Annotated in this window: 16 protein-coding genes and 1 pseudogene; 8 read left to right on the top strand and 9 right to left on the bottom strand. The window is 60.1% G+C overall.

From position 1 onward, the window contains the following. From E4O98_RS24920 to E4O98_RS24885, 8 genes and pseudogenes are all read left to right on the top strand, one after another. Positions 1 to 527: RHS repeat-associated core domain-containing protein (locus E4O98_RS24920; protein ID WP_282445172.1), on the top strand; the 527-nt coding region annotated here is incomplete at its 5' end. Further along, positions 524 to 934: a hypothetical protein gene (locus E4O98_RS24915; protein ID WP_032879261.1), complete on the top strand. Its 411-nt coding sequence runs from the start codon at positions 524 to 526 to the stop codon at positions 932 to 934. The genes E4O98_RS24920 and E4O98_RS24915, both read left to right, overlap by 4 nt. A gap of 158 nt (positions 935 to 1,092) precedes the next feature. After that, positions 1,093 to 1,398, top strand: a complete 306-nt coding sequence (locus E4O98_RS24910; RefSeq protein WP_248136518.1) for a hypothetical protein — start codon at positions 1,093 to 1,095, stop codon at positions 1,396 to 1,398. Positions 1,399 to 1,503: 105 nt separating this feature from the next. After that, positions 1,504 to 1,954 (top strand): annotated as a pseudogene (locus E4O98_RS24905) (DUF4172 domain-containing protein); the annotation flags it as partial. Positions 1,955 to 2,029: 75 nt separating this feature from the next. Further along, a complete protein-coding gene (locus tag E4O98_RS24900) occupies positions 2,030 to 2,272 on the top strand; it encodes an exodeoxyribonuclease VII small subunit (RefSeq protein WP_005791829.1) in 243 nt (80 codons plus the stop codon). Then, positions 2,269 to 3,156, top strand: coding sequence for a (2E,6E)-farnesyl diphosphate synthase (ispA, locus tag E4O98_RS24895; protein WP_032879258.1), 888 nt, complete (start codon positions 2,269 to 2,271; stop codon positions 3,154 to 3,156). Before E4O98_RS24900 ends, ispA begins: the two co-directional genes overlap by 4 nt. Before the next feature lie 110 nt (positions 3,157 to 3,266). After that, on the top strand, positions 3,267 to 5,165 hold the full coding sequence (dxs, locus tag E4O98_RS24890; protein ID WP_005791833.1) for a 1-deoxy-D-xylulose-5-phosphate synthase: 1,899 nt from the start codon (positions 3,267 to 3,269) through the stop codon (positions 5,163 to 5,165). A gap of 172 nt (positions 5,166 to 5,337) precedes the next feature. After that, the gene (locus tag E4O98_RS24885; protein ID WP_248136516.1) at positions 5,338 to 7,212 is read left to right on the top strand and encodes a TonB-dependent receptor; all 1,875 of its coding nucleotides are present in this window, start codon (positions 5,338 to 5,340) and stop codon (positions 7,210 to 7,212) included. Positions 7,213 to 7,302: 90 nt separating this feature from the next. Here the strand turns inward: E4O98_RS24885 and E4O98_RS24880 are convergent, their stop codons facing one another. The 9 genes from E4O98_RS24880 to E4O98_RS24840 all read right to left on the bottom strand — a co-directional run bounded on the left by E4O98_RS24880 (position 7,303) and on the right by E4O98_RS24840 (position 13,843). Next, on the bottom strand, positions 7,303 to 8,088 hold the full coding sequence (locus E4O98_RS24880) for a cobalamin-binding protein (RefSeq protein ID WP_078822438.1): 786 nt from the start codon (positions 8,086 to 8,088) through the stop codon (positions 7,303 to 7,305). Beyond that, positions 8,085 to 8,504, bottom strand: coding sequence for a nuclear FMR1 interacting 1 family protein (locus E4O98_RS24875; RefSeq protein ID WP_032879254.1), 420 nt, complete (start codon positions 8,502 to 8,504; stop codon positions 8,085 to 8,087). Before E4O98_RS24875 ends, E4O98_RS24880 begins: the two co-directional genes overlap by 4 nt. Continuing rightward, a complete protein-coding gene (gene ribA, locus E4O98_RS24870) occupies positions 8,501 to 9,118 on the bottom strand; it encodes a GTP cyclohydrolase II (RefSeq protein ID WP_005791841.1) in 618 nt (205 codons plus the stop codon). The genes E4O98_RS24875 and ribA overlap by 4 nt, the downstream gene beginning before the upstream one ends. 120 nt (positions 9,119 to 9,238) lie before the next feature. Then, positions 9,239 to 9,973, bottom strand: coding sequence for a transporter substrate-binding domain-containing protein (locus E4O98_RS24865; RefSeq protein WP_032879252.1), 735 nt, complete (start codon positions 9,971 to 9,973; stop codon positions 9,239 to 9,241). 54 nt (positions 9,974 to 10,027) lie between these two features. Beyond that, the gene (gene thiL / locus E4O98_RS24860) at positions 10,028 to 10,993 is read right to left on the bottom strand and encodes a thiamine-phosphate kinase (RefSeq protein WP_078822442.1); all 966 of its coding nucleotides are present in this window, start codon (positions 10,991 to 10,993) and stop codon (positions 10,028 to 10,030) included. A gap of 18 nt (positions 10,994 to 11,011) precedes the next feature. Beyond that, positions 11,012 to 11,512 (bottom strand): transcription antitermination factor NusB, encoded by a 501-nt coding sequence (nusB, locus tag E4O98_RS24855; RefSeq protein WP_032879249.1) that lies wholly within the window; start codon positions 11,510 to 11,512, stop codon positions 11,012 to 11,014. Then, positions 11,509 to 11,985 carry a 6,7-dimethyl-8-ribityllumazine synthase gene (gene ribE / locus E4O98_RS24850; protein ID WP_078822443.1) on the bottom strand — a complete coding sequence of 159 codons (477 nt, stop codon included), beginning with the start codon at positions 11,983 to 11,985 and terminating at the stop codon, positions 11,509 to 11,511. Before ribE ends, nusB begins: the two co-directional genes overlap by 4 nt. 88 nt (positions 11,986 to 12,073) lie before the next feature. Continuing rightward, positions 12,074 to 13,165, bottom strand: a complete 1,092-nt coding sequence (gene ribBA, locus E4O98_RS24845) for a bifunctional 3,4-dihydroxy-2-butanone-4-phosphate synthase/GTP cyclohydrolase II (protein WP_003194579.1) — start codon at positions 13,163 to 13,165, stop codon at positions 12,074 to 12,076. Between the two features lie 15 nt (positions 13,166 to 13,180). Next, entirely contained in the window at positions 13,181 to 13,843 is a 663-nt protein-coding gene (locus E4O98_RS24840; protein WP_248136514.1) for a riboflavin synthase, read from the bottom strand. Positions 13,844 to 13,864 lie beyond the last annotated feature (21 nt).

Genomic DNA, 13,864 nt, shown 5'->3' with positions numbered 1-13,864 from the left:
ATTTCGACCAGGAAAGCGGCCTGCACTACAACCGCCATCGCTACTACAATCCAGATATTGGTCGTTACCTGACGCCGGATCCGGTGAAGTTGGCGGGTGGGATCAATGGGTATCAGTACGTGCCCAATCCTACGGGGTGGGTGGATCCGCTAGGATTAGCGTGCACTCGTGGCAATTGCCAAGGACAAAAAGGCCAAGCCTCTCATAAACATGAAGAAGAAACTCCAAAGGTAGGGAGTTCAACTCATTCCGCAACCTATGAGCAAGCGCTGAACAAAGCCCTTGAATGGTTACTGGAAAACGACTTTCGGGCGGAAAAACCAAAACTAGGAAAATTCGGTGAACGTAAAGGTCAGCCCATCGGGATGCAAACAGCTGATGCGAGAACTGGTTATCGTATTGAATACGACGAAAGGCATGGTGCTCATATTAATGTATGGACCCACAGAAAGAACGGTCCTCATTACACTTTTGAAGGCACGTCAAAAACTGTGTTTCAGCTCACCAAGAGGTTCGCAAAGAAATGAGCTACCTTGACGACGAAATAATCAACGACCTCAAGAAAATGAGCGTCAAATTCAGCATTCTGTCAGAAGCCGAACACGATTTAATTGTTGAGTTAACAAATGAGACCATCCCTTTTTCAGGAAGCCAAATAGCTTGGAGTTTTTTTAAGGAGAAAACTTATATCGGTCCATCCTCTTCGCAAGTCACGCTAGAGAAATTAGAGAAAAAAATAAAATCCACTACCGAGCAGAATGTAATTTTCATTGGCGATGCAACCGACAATGCATATTCAATTACGACCTGCGGACTTATGCATGCACTACAATTTTTTTCGACAACCCCCCAACATACGTACATACTTCAAAAACCGTTAGACTGGATTGCTTGCATTTCATTTGAGGGTGATGTTGACTTTGCAAAATTTTAGAACATCCAAACCGCTAGCTCTTGTTGTTTGAAAACTTAGGCATATTAAAATCAATTATAAAATACAGCACCCAAAGCCAAATGAAGATAAGAGTAACCGACGTAGTTTCTGACCAGAACATCCTACGTGTGAGATTCAACTCACCCTTCGGAGATGGTGTGGCTTTATGGAGCGATCCCGCACCAGAAATTGGTGAAGATCTAGACGTAGAGTTCGAGCTGGACGAAGTATTTTCTTGGCAAAAAAACATCATGCCGTCGATTGAAAAGACACCACAGATTACTTTTACCAATGACACACACTCCATAACTGGCAAATTCATTCAAGATGGAGACGATAGTTGTGCCGCATTAAAGCTTGGCGACTCAATAATCCTTATTGAGCTCGATGAGCCAATAAGACAGAAACTCGATTTAGTAGAGTTGAGAGTAAATACCATTCATCTATACCCAACAAACGTCTGAGCACGACTTCAACCACTGCGCCGCATACTCCTTGATAAGAGAGTCAGTCCCTAGGCGCTCTTCCATGAATCACCCGCACTGGATCTGGCAACACACTGATTTGGCCTGGCCCAGGGCGAACACCAAGCCATCCGGTTTTACGCCATGTCGGCCAGCATCCTTGAGGATCGTGCCGGTTACTACAACGCGCTGGAGTCCAGTCAAAAAGCCACCCTGGATATCACCAACTGGCTGGAATGGTTCCTGAAAACCCTGCTGCGCAACCTGCAGCAGGCGATGGCGCGGATTGACCGGGTGTTAGGCAAGAGCCGGTTCTGGCAACAACACCGTGGCGTCGCTTTGTCCGCCGAACAGGTCAAGGTACTCAATCGCCTGCTCGATGGGGTGAGAGGGGCTTCGAACACGGAATCAGTGCCGAGCAGTACCAAGCCGTGGCGAAAGTGTCCAAGGCAACAGCAACACGCCACCTGGCCGACCTACTGGAAAAAACTACCTGACACGCCTCCCCGGAGGCGGCCGCAGCACGCGTTATCAGATCAATCCCGCCCAGCAGTAACAGCCCCACTCATTTGCCCCAATCCCCCATGTCTGCTAGTGTCGCGCCGGTTTACCGTCTACCGGAATTGCCGCCATGGCCCGCAAAAAAGTTGCACTGGATTTCGAACAATCCCTCGCCGACCTGCAAACCCTGGTCGAGCGTCTGGAGAACGGCGAGTTGTCGCTGGAAGACTCGTTGACGGCATTTGAGCAAGGCATTGGCCTGACCCGCGACTGTCAGAGCGCGTTGGCGCAGGCGGAGCAGAAGGTCCAGGTGCTGCTGGAGCGCGACGGGGAGTTGGCGCAAGAGCCTTTCGATGCGGAACAGCCGGAATGATCAGCGCGTATCAGGCCAGTAGCCAAGCCCGGGTGAATGCGGCGCTGGAGCCCTTGTTTGCTGCGCCAAGCCCGGAATTGACGCGCCTCTATGAAGCCATGCGCTACAGCGTGATGAATGGCGGCAAGCGGGTGCGCCCGTTGCTGGCCTATGCGGCCTGCGAAGCCCTGGGCGCGCCGGCGGCCGAGGCCAATGGCGCAGCGTGTGCGGTGGAGTTGATCCACGCTTACTCCCTGGTACACGACGACCTGCCGGCGATGGATGACGACGATCTGCGTCGCGGCCAGCCCACGACCCACAAAGCCTTCGATGAGGCTTACGCGATCCTGGCCGGGGATGGCTTGCAGAGCCTGGCGTTCAGCGCGTTGCTGGACCCGGCGCTAAGCAGCGTCAACGCCGAGATCCGCCTGCGCATGGTTACTGCTCTGGCCCACGCTGCTGGCCCGGCCGGAATGGTCGGCGGCCAAGCCATCGACATGGGTTCGGTCAGCCTCAAGCTGGATCAAGAAGCCCTTGAATACATGCATCGCCACAAGACCGGCGCGTTGATCGAAGCCGCCGTGCACCTGGGCGCCCTGGCCAGCGGCCGCGCCGACGCCGAGCAACTGGCGGCCCTGCAGACTTATTCCCGCGCGATCGGCCTGGCCTTCCAGGTGCAGGACGATATTCTCGACGTGGAAAGCGATACCGCCACCCTCGGCAAACGCCAAGGCGCCGATATTGCACGGGACAAGCCGACGTATCCGGCTCTGCTGGGGCTGGAAGCCGCCAAGGCATACGCCATTGAGCTGCGTGACCAGGCCCTGGATGCCCTGCGACCTTTCGACGCGGCGGCCGAGCCGCTGCGTGACCTGGCGCGGTATATCGTCGAGCGCCGCCACTGACAACCCCGGCCATTTGCGCCGCATATCGGCCAAGTTCGGCGCCCTGCGTGGGCAGTTTGCACCGCTTGAGGTAAACTGCCGCCTCTTCTATACCTATAACGATTCGCCTGATGCCCACGACGTTTCAAGAGATTCCCCGCAAACGCCCGTCCACGCCCCTGCTCGACCGCGCTGCCACGCCGGACGGCCTGCGTCGACTGGGTGAAGCCGAGCTGGAAACCCTGGCCGATGAGTTGCGCCTGGAATTGCTCTACACGGTCGGCCAGACCGGTGGGCATTTCGGCGCCGGGCTGGGCGTGATCGAGCTGACCATCGCCCTGCATTACGTGTTCGACACCCCGGACGACCGGCTGGTGTGGGACGTGGGCCATCAGGCATATCCGCATAAAATCCTCACCGGCCGTCGCGAGCGCATGGGCAGCCTGCGTCAGAAGGACGGCCTGGCCGCCTTCCCGCGCCGTTCCGAGAGCGAGTACGACACCTTTGGCGTCGGCCACTCCAGCACGTCCATCAGTGCAGCGTTGGGCATGGCGATTGCCGCCCGTCTGCAAAACAGCGATCGCAAGGCGATTGCCGTGATCGGGGATGGCGCGCTGACTGCTGGCATGGCCTTCGAAGCGCTCAACCATGCGCCAGAAGTGGATGCCAACATGTTGGTGATCCTCAACGACAACGACATGTCGATCTCGCGCAATGTCGGTGGCCTGTCCAATTACCTGGCGAAAATCCTCTCCAGCCGCACCTACGCCAGCATGCGCGAAGGCAGCAAGAAAGTACTGTCACGTCTGCCTGGAGCGTGGGAAATCGCCCGTCGCACCGAAGAATATGCCAAGGGCATGCTGGTGCCCGGCACCCTGTTCGAAGAGCTGGGCTGGAACTACATCGGCCCTATCGATGGCCACGACCTGCCGACCCTGATCGCCACCTTGCGCAACATGCGCGACCTCAAGGGCCCGCAGTTCCTGCATATCGTCACCAAGAAGGGCAAAGGCTTCGCCCCGGCTGAAGTCGACCCGATTGGTTACCACGCGATCACCAAGCTCGAACCCCTGGACGCGCCCGCCGCTGCGCCGAAAAAGGCCAGCGGGCCGAAGTATTCCGGTGTGTTTGGCGAATGGCTGTGCGACATGGCGGCTGCCGACCCACGCCTGGTGGGCATTACTCCGGCGATGAAGGAAGGCTCCGACCTGGTGGCGTTCAGCGAGCGTTTCCCGTTGCGTTACTTCGACGTGGCGATTGCCGAGCAGCACGCTGTCACCTTCGCCGCCGGCATGGCCTGCGAAGGCGCCAAGCCGGTGGTGGCGATCTACTCCACCTTCCTGCAACGCGGTTATGACCAGTTGGTTCACGATGTGGCGGTGCAGAACCTCGACGTGCTGTTCGCCATCGACCGCGCCGGCCTGGTGGGCGAAGACGGCCCGACCCATGCTGGCAGCTTCGACCTGTCCTACCTGCGCTGCATCCCCGGCATACTGGTGATGACGCCCAGCGACGAAAACGAACTGCGCAAGATGCTCAGCACCGGCCACCTGTACAACGGCCCGGCCGCTGTGCGGTATCCCCGGGGCAATGGCCCGAATGCCGTGATCGAGAAAGACCTGGAGCCGATTGAAATCGGCAAAGGCGTCGTGCGTCGCCAAGGCAGCAAAACTGCATTCCTGGTGTTTGGCGTACAACTGGCCGAAGCGCTGAAAGTGGCTGAAAAGCTTGATGCCACAGTGGTGGACATGCGTTTCGTCAAACCGTTGGATGAGGCGCTGGTACGCGAAATCGCCGCCAGCCATGAGTTGTTGGTGACCGTCGAAGAGAACGCCATCATGGGCGGCGCCGGCGCGGCAGTCAGCGAGTTCCTGGCGCGGGAGAACATCCTCAAATCGGTGCTGCACCTGGGCTTGCCGGATGTGTACGTCGAGCACGCCAAGCCGGCGCAGATGCTGGCTGAGTGTGGCTTGGACGAGGCCGGCATCGAGGCTTCGGTGCGCGAGCGTTTGGCGCTTCTGGCCCTGTAGAAACCGGGACTAAATGTGGGAGGGGCGGTGCGACGATTCGACTTGCTCCCGATAGCGGTGTATCAGTACCAGATGTTCTGACTGACACACTGTAATCGGGAGCAAGTCGAATCGTCGCACCGCCCCTCCCACATTTAACTTGTATCACCTTCAAAACCGCTATGGACAGCCCATGAAACGCCTGTGCCTCGCCCTGCTGCTTTTACCCGCCGCCGATCTGCTCGCCGACACCCGCGACCAGGCCTTGAAGCTCTCCGATGTGGTCATCAGCGCCAACCGCCAAGTGCAGGCGCGTAACGACAGCAGCGCTGCCAACACCGTCTTCACCCGCGCCGACATCGACCGCCTGCAACCCACCAGCGTCACCGACCTGCTCAGCCGCGTGCCCGGTGTGCAGGTTGCGCCGACCGGTGGGCGTGGCAGTTTGCCGGGGATCTTCATTCGAGGCACAAAGGCCGCACAAAGCCTGGTACTGGTGGACGGCCAGCGCATTGCCATTACCACCACCGGTGTTAGTGGCCTGCAATATCTGAACGTCGATCAGATTGAGCGTGTAGAAGTGCTGCGCGGTTCCCGCTCGGTCATTTACGGCAGCGACGCGATTGGCGGAGTGATCCAGGTGTTTACCCGGCGCAATGCCGAGCAAGGCTTGCAGCCGCGCTTGAAGCTCGGGTTTGGCAGTAACCAGACGTGGGAACGTAGCCTGGGCTTGTCGGGCGGCGATGAACATACGCGCTTCAACCTGGGCGCAAGCCTGGATGAAACCGCAGGTATCAACGCGAGCCACGCGTCGTTCCCCAGTGACGGCGACCATGATGCCTACCGAAACCAGTCCATCAGCCTGAACCTCCGCCATTCGTTCAGCGATGAGCTGGAGGTAGGTTTCAATCTGCTGGATAACCGTGGCAAGTCGGAGTACGACAACAGTTATGGCCGCTACAACGGCGCCACCGGGCAGAGCGTCGGCCAGAAACCCTACACCGATTACACCGTCAGCAGCGCCAGCGGTTATGTCGATGCCAAGCTCAATGAGACCTGGCAGTCGCGCCTGGAGTTGGGCCACAGCGAAAACCGTGACACCAAGCGCGATACGCTCAGTGATGATTTCAGCGTGTTCAATACCTACCGCGACTCGGTCAACTGGCAGAACGACCTGACGCTGAATGAGCAGAACAACCTGATCGTCGGTGGCGACTGGTATGAAGACCGCTTCCACGGCTCCACCACCTTTACCGAAAACAGCCGCTGGAACCGCGCCGCCTTTGTGCAGCACCGCTTCCACAGCGAGTGGTTTTCCACCGAGCTTGGGCTGCGTCGCGACCAGAACCAGCAGTTCGGCGGTCAAAATAGCTGGAGCGGCACCCTGACCGTACCGGTCAACCCTGACAACGACCTACTCTTGAGCTACAGCGAAGGCTTCCGCGCGCCGACCTTCAACGACCTCTATTACCCCGACATGCAGTACAGCAGCCCCAATCTGCAGCCCGAGACATCAAAGAGCTACGAGCTGCAATGGCGCAGCCAACTGACCGACAGCACACGGGTGGAAGCCTCGCTGTATCGTACCGACCTGAGCGACGCGATCATCCTTGACGCCGGCAAGCCGCAAAACGTGGCATCGGCGCGGATCAACGGCTTTGAAGCGGCGCTCAAGCAGGAAGTGTTTGGCTGGCAGGGCAACCTGGGCCTGTCGCTTATCGACCCGCGTGACCGTGACAGCGGCCACACCCTGGCACGTCGCGCTCGGCGTACATTGAACCTGGATCTGGATCGGCAGTTCGACAAGCTGGGCGTTGGCGCGAGCTGGCAGGCGATCAGCAGCAGCTACGATGATGAAGCCAACCGCAACCGTTTGGGCGGGTATGCCTTGTTGGGGCTACGCAGCAGTTGGGCGTTGAACCGAGAGGTGTCGTTGTCGCTGAAGGTGGATAACGTGCTGGACAGGTCCTATGCCCGGGCGAAGTACAGCTACCTCGGCGAGGCTCAGAATTATCGTGAAGAAGGTCGGGTGTGGATGGTTGGGCTGACATGGACGCCTGAGTTCTGAGGGACCTGCACCGACGTCATCACAGGCAAGCCAGCTCCCACAATTGAAATGCATTCCCCTGTGGGAGCTGGCTTGCCTGCGATAGCGGTTTCACAGGTTAGGCGATAAAACCTGACACAACCGCCCCACCGCCTCCAACATCTGCCCGCTGGGCCGCTCCAGGCCCTTGTCCGGCACTAATCGCACCCGCGAAGACATCATCGGCCATGCCTTCCACCCTTGTCTCTGAGCTTGATCACCCACCAGGATCACCTCGGGATCACGCGCCAGCACCGACTCGATATTGACCTGCGGCGCCGGCAACTTCAGATCATCAAACACATTACGCGCCCCGCACACACTGAGCGCATCGCTGATGATCTGCCCACCACCCACGGTGTACAGCGGTTGGTTCCACACTTGGTAGAACACCCGCAACGGCTCGGCCCGCTGATAGCGCTGGCGCAACTCGGCCAAGCGCTGGCGTAGTTGTGCAGCGAGCTGGCGCCCTGCCTCAGCTCGGCCCAATTGCTCGGCAATGGCCTGGACCTGAGTAGTCAGTTGCGCAAGGCTATGGGGCTCGGCGATATACACCGGGATATTCAACCGCTGAAGCTGCTCACGCTGGGCCGGGCCGACGCTGCCGGGCCACAGCAGGATCAGGTCGGGCTTCAGGCTGAGCAGACGCTCCATATCCAGTTGGCCGTAATGCCCGACCGACGCAACCGTTGCCAGTGCTGTTGGCCGCTCACCACCATCAAGCACACCCACCAACAGGTCGGCTGCGCCCAGCTCAACGACGATTTCAGACAGCGACGGCGCCAGGCTGACCACTCGTTCGGCTGCCATCGCCTGAACACTCAATACGAGCAGCAGTGCCAGCCAGTAGCGGCTCATCCCAGTTGACGCGGAATGCGGTAGAGGTAAAACAGCACCATGGTCGACATTGCCAGCAGGAACAGTGGCACCGCTTCCAGCCCCACGAACACCGCCAGCGCACCGATCCAGGCCGGTAGCGCGGCTACCAGCAAAGCCGTGCGCCGACGCGCCGCCAGGGTGATCCAGGCAGCAGGTTCTTCAGGGGTATCGAGGGCTTTGGAAGTGGCGATCAGCGCATGTTTATAGCCGTGAAAATAACGCAGGCTGAGAAACATCGAGGCCACGCCGGCAATGAAGAACGGCATGGCCAGCACGGGCAGCAGGGGTTCAGCGCGACCAAACAGCAGATTGATCACAAACAGGGGCAGCAATGCCAAAGCCAGGTACTGCCACCAGTTGAAGGATAACCGCCGTTTCACCTGGCCGCGAGTCACGCGCGGTCGACCTCGCCCTGGTGCTCGTTGCCCATCATATGGTCGAGCTTGCTGGCTTTGGTCGCCAGGTAGAGCTTGTTGTGCGGATTGTGCCCGGTGTGCAGCGGCACGCGCTCGGCCACGGTGATGCCCATCTCGGTCAAGGCTTTGACCTTGCGCGGGTTGTTGGTCATCAGGCGCAGGGATTTGACCCCCAGGTGCTCAAGCATCGGCAGGCAGATCGCGTAGTCGCGCTGGTCGGCGGCAAAGCCCAGGCGCTCGTTGGCTTCCACGGTGTCGGCGCCGCCATCTTGCAGTTCGTAGGCGCGGATCTTGTTCAACAAGCCAATGCCACGGCCTTCCTGACGCAAGTACAGCAGCACGCCACGGCCTTCACGGGCGATAGCTTGCAAAGCGGCTTCCAGTTGCGAGCCGCAGTCACAGCGCTGGCTGAACAGCGCATCGCCGGTCAGGCACTCGGAATGCACGCGCCCCAGCACCGGCGCGCCATCCGTGATGTCGCCGAGGCTGAGCACAACGTGCTCGCGCCCGGTGGCTTCTTCGAGAAAGCCGTTCATGGTGAACGTGGCAAAAGGGGTAGGCAGCTTGGAAGCGGCGACGAAAACGACGGGCACCGTGTGCTCCTGATTTCAGATTTCACAGAGGCGGCCATTGTAACAGCAGGTTCCTACAGACGCTTAAGCTGAATTATCGCTGATAAAGATCAATAGGTTCGATTGGCCTTCGCGTCAGTTCTATGGGCCCGGGAACGGATACGGCTGTTTCCAGCGCGCAAAAGTCGCTTTGAGCTCGCCGGTCTTGACCAGGGCGGCCAAACGCTGGTCATACACCGCCATCAACGCCCTGCCGCGCTCGGTATCGGCAAAGGCTATGTAGAGCGGCAACTCGGCGATATGCGTAAGTTTGAACAGCGCCGGGTCTTGCGCCTGGCTGAGTACATACTTGGCTTCAGTGAGGGCATCGATATAGAAATCGGCGCGACCGTATTGCAGCATTGGCAGGATACCGTCGCGCCGTTCGATCTGGTTGAAGCGGCGCACATTGGGCAGGTATTGCTCGTACTTGTAGCCACGCACCCAGGCCAGGCGGTAGTCGCCCAGCGTCGCCTGTGTCGGCGTAGGCGCAGTGGCGAGCCCAAGGGCGTATACGTGGTCGGCGTCGAAGTTCCAGCGGGGGTACAACACCCCGCTGACTTCATTGCGATAGGTGCCGACGCATCCATCCACCTCGCCACGCTGGGCCAGGCCGACCGAGCGGGTGTAGGGCTCGCTGCGGGTCTGCAGGGTGATGCCTACCGGCTCGAAGATCTGGCGCACCACGTCCCAGGCCAGGCCGCTGCCATCTTTATTGGTGTAGTCGTTCCACTCTTCGCCGGCCAGCATGACCTTGCCGGGCACCGACGCCTCATCCGCCTGAAGTACAGAGGTAAAGGCACACAGAGCGATCAGCAGCCAGCAGCGCACGACCATAGTGACGGCTTCCTACGTGGTAATCATCAGATAAAGGGTAGCGCAGGACGCTGGCTACGGCGTCTCGCGAAAATGCTGATAGCCGCGCACGGCCGGTGTAATGTCCTGACCATGGGCATCGAGCAGGGTCACGCCCTGCCCCGCTTCGACCCGACCGATCACGTGAATCGGCCAGCCGCCCGCTCGCAAAGGTGCCAACGCGGATATCGGCAAGGTAAATGCCAGCACGTAGTCATCGCCCCCGCTCAACGCCGCGACGCGGGCCTGATCCTCGCCGACAAATGTCAGCAAGGCGGTAGATAACGGCAACCTGTGACGTTCGATCACCAGGCTGACCGCCGAAGCCTTGGCGATATGCCCACAATCGGCCAGCAGCCCGTCGGAGATATCCATGGCCGCGCTCGCCTTGCCCCGCAACGTCAGCCCCAGGGCCAACTGCGGTTGCGGCGACCAGTAATGTGCCAGCAGCGGCTCGGCAACTGCCGCATCCGCCGTGCGTTGGCCCAAGACCAATGGCAAAGCACCAGCGGCATCGCCCAGTTCGCCGCCCACACACAGCAGGTCACCCGGCTGCGCACCACTGCGCGTCAACGCCTGCCCGGCCGGTACGCGGCCAAATACGGTCAGGGTCAGGCTCAGTGGCCCTCGGGTGGTATCGCCGCCCACCAAGCCCACGCCGCAACGTTGCGCCATGGCGTTCAGGCCTTGGGCATAGCGTTGCAGCCAATCGGCATCCACGGTCGGCGTGGTCAGGGCAAGGGTAAACGCGAGGGGGTCGGCGCCCATGGCGGCCAGGTCGCTCACCGCCACGGCCAGCGAGCGCTGGCCGAGCAGGTACGGGTCACAGGGGTCGGCAAAATGCACGCCGGCCACCAGCGTATCGGTAGAGACCGCCAGTTGCTCTCCGGCGGGCAGCGCCAGCAAGGCACAGTCGTCGCCGATCCCCAGGGCAATGCCATCGCCGCCTTGCGCACAAGGCGCGGCGGCGAAGTACTTGCGGATCAGCTCGAACTCGCCCATGCGGGACTCAAGCGCAGATTAGCGCTTGTGTTCCTTTACTTCGGCTTCACGCAGGCGCGGGGCCAGCTTGTCGAGCACGCCGTTGACGAACTTGTGACCGTCGGTCGAACCGTAGACCTTCGCCAGTTCGATGCCTTCGTTGATCACCACGCGGTACGGTACGTCAACGCGCTTGAGCAGCTCCCAGGTGGACAGGCGCAGTACCGCCAGCTCAACCGGGTCCAGCTCTTCGAGGGTCAGGTCCAGGCATGGCGTCAGCGCAGCATCGATCTCGGTCATGTTGGCCGGAACACCGTGCAGGATGTCGTGGAAGTAGCTCTGGTCAGCAAAGGTGAAGTCGTTATCGACGCGAAATTGCGCTTCGATCTCGTTCAGCGAAGTGCCAGCCATATGACGCTGGTACAGCGCCTGGGTGGCGAGCTGACGGGCCGCACGGCGCTTTTCGCTTTTCGAAGGCTTGCCGGCATCGGCTGGACGCTCGTCACGCGGGTTGAAACGATCGCTTTCGTCGGAAATCACTTGGCCTCCAACTGCGACAGCAGGCTGACCATTTCCAGCGCGGACAAGGCAGCTTCAGCGCCCTTGTTACCGGCTTTGGTGCCGGAACGCTCGATGGCTTGCTCGATGGAATCAACGGTCAGTACGCCGAAAGCGACTGGCACGCCGAACTCCATGGACACCTGGGACAGGCCCTTGGTGCATTCGCCGGCTACGTATTCGAAGTGCGGGGTGCCGCCACGAATGACCGCGCCCAGGGCGATGATCGCCGCGTATTCACCCTGCTGAGCAACTTTTTGCGCAACCAGTGGAATTTCGAAGGCGCCAGGGGCGCGGATAAGGGTGATATCGCTCTCGCTCACACCGTGGCGAACCAGGGCGTCAACCGCACCGCTTACCAGGCTTTCAACCACGAAGCTGTTGAAGCGGCCAACCACCAGGGCATAGCGGCCTTTGGGGGCGATGAAGGTACCTTCGATGGTCTTCAGGGTCATTCGACAAATCTCTTAAAGAGCCGGGACGCGAAAAGTGCGTCCCTCAGTGATGATTTAACCGCGAACAAGGGGCAAAAATCGCCGGCCTTTATTCGGAGGGCACGTATTCTACAACTTCCAGGTCGAATCCGGATATCGCATTAAATTTCATCGGTGCGCTCATCAGGCGCATTTTGCGCACGCCCAGGTCGCGCAGGATCTGCGAACCGGCACCGACGATGCTGTAGGTGGTCGGTTTTTTCACCGGCACGGCGTCGGCGGTTTCGCGGATGTGCGCCAGCAATACGTCGCCGTCCAGCGGGTGACCGAGCAACAGCACCACACCGCTGCCAGCCTCGGAAACCGCGGCCATGGCGGCGCGCAGGCTCCAGCGGCCGGGTTGCTTGACCATCAACAGGTCGCGCAGAGGGTCCATGTTGTGCACCCGCACCAGGGTCGGCTCTTCGGCGCAAATGTTGCCCAGGGTCAGGGCCATATGCACGTCGCCTTCCACTGAATCACGGTAGGTCACCAAATTGAATTGGCCCAGTTCGCTGTCCAGCGGCTGCTCGGCAATCCGCTGAACGGTACGTTCGTGGATCATGCGGTAGTGGATCAGGTCGGCAATGGTGCCGATCTTGAGGTTGTGTTCGGCGGCAAAGGCTTCCAGTTCGGTGCGACGGGCCATGGTGCCGTCGTCGTTCATCACTTCGCAGATCACCCCGCTCGGCTCGAAACCGGCCATGCGCGCCAGATCGCAGGCGGCTTCGGTGTGACCGGCGCGAGCCAGGGTGCCACCCGGTTGAGCCATCAGCGGGAAAATGTGACCGGGGCTGACGATGTCTTCGGCCTTGGCATCTTTGGCGGCGGCGGCTTGCACGGTACGGGCGCGGTCAGCGGCGGAGATACCGGTGGTGACGCCAGTGGTGGCTTCAATCGATACCGTGAACTTGGTGCCAAAACCCGACCCATTGCGCGGCGCCATCAACGGCAGCTTGAGCAACTCGCAGCGTTCGCGGCTCATGGGCATGCAGATCAGACCACGGGCGTGCTTGGCCATGAAGTTGATGTGCTCAGGCTTGCACGCCTCGGCGGCCATGATGATGTCGCCTTCGTTCTCGCGATCTTCGTCATCCATAAGGATGACCATCTTGCCTTGGCGGATGTCTTCAACCAGTTCTTCGATGCTATTGAGCGCCACGCGGCACCCCCTTGGTCAGGATTTCAGGTAGCCGTTAGCGGCCAGAAAGCTTTCGGTGATGTTGCCTGATGCAGGCTCTGCGGCCTTTTCGCCCAGCAACAGGCGCTCCAGGTAACGGGCAAGCAAGTCCACTTCCAGGTTCACCCGGCGCCCCGGCTGGTAGGAGGCCATGATGGTTTCGCTGAGGGTGTGGGGAATGATGGTCAGTTCAAATTCGGCGCCATTGACGGCGTTCACGGTCAGGCTGGTGCCATCAACGGTGATCGAACCCTTGTGGGCAATGTACTTGGCCAGCTCTTTGGGCGCACGGATGCGGAATTCCACGGCGCGTGCGTTCTCACTGCGGGCCACCACTTCGCCGACACCGTCGACATGGCCGCTGACCAGGTGACCGCCCAGGCGCGTGGTCGGCGTCAGGGCTTTTTCCAGGTTGACCAGGCTGCCGGCCTTGAGGTCGTTCATCGCGGTGCAGTCCAGGGTTTCCCGGCTGACGTCGGCGGCAAAGCCGTTGCCCGGCAGCTCAATAACGGTCAGGCACACGCCGCTGACGGCGATACTGTCACCCAGCTTGACGTCGCCGAGGTCCAGCTTGCCGGTTTCAACCAGCAGGCGCACATCGCCGCCTTTGGGGGTCATTGCACGGATGCTGCCGATGGATTCGATAATGCCGGTGAACATTTCGCTCTCCTGAAAACGAGG

Origin of the sequence: Pseudomonas sp. W2Jun17 (assembly GCF_023127795.1) — a bacterium.
In the GTDB taxonomy this organism is placed as follows: Bacteria; Pseudomonadota; Gammaproteobacteria; order Pseudomonadales; family Pseudomonadaceae; genus Aquipseudomonas; species Aquipseudomonas synxantha_A.
Note: the sequence above shows the minus strand (reverse complement) of the source record. Positions and strands in the feature narration are given on the sequence as shown.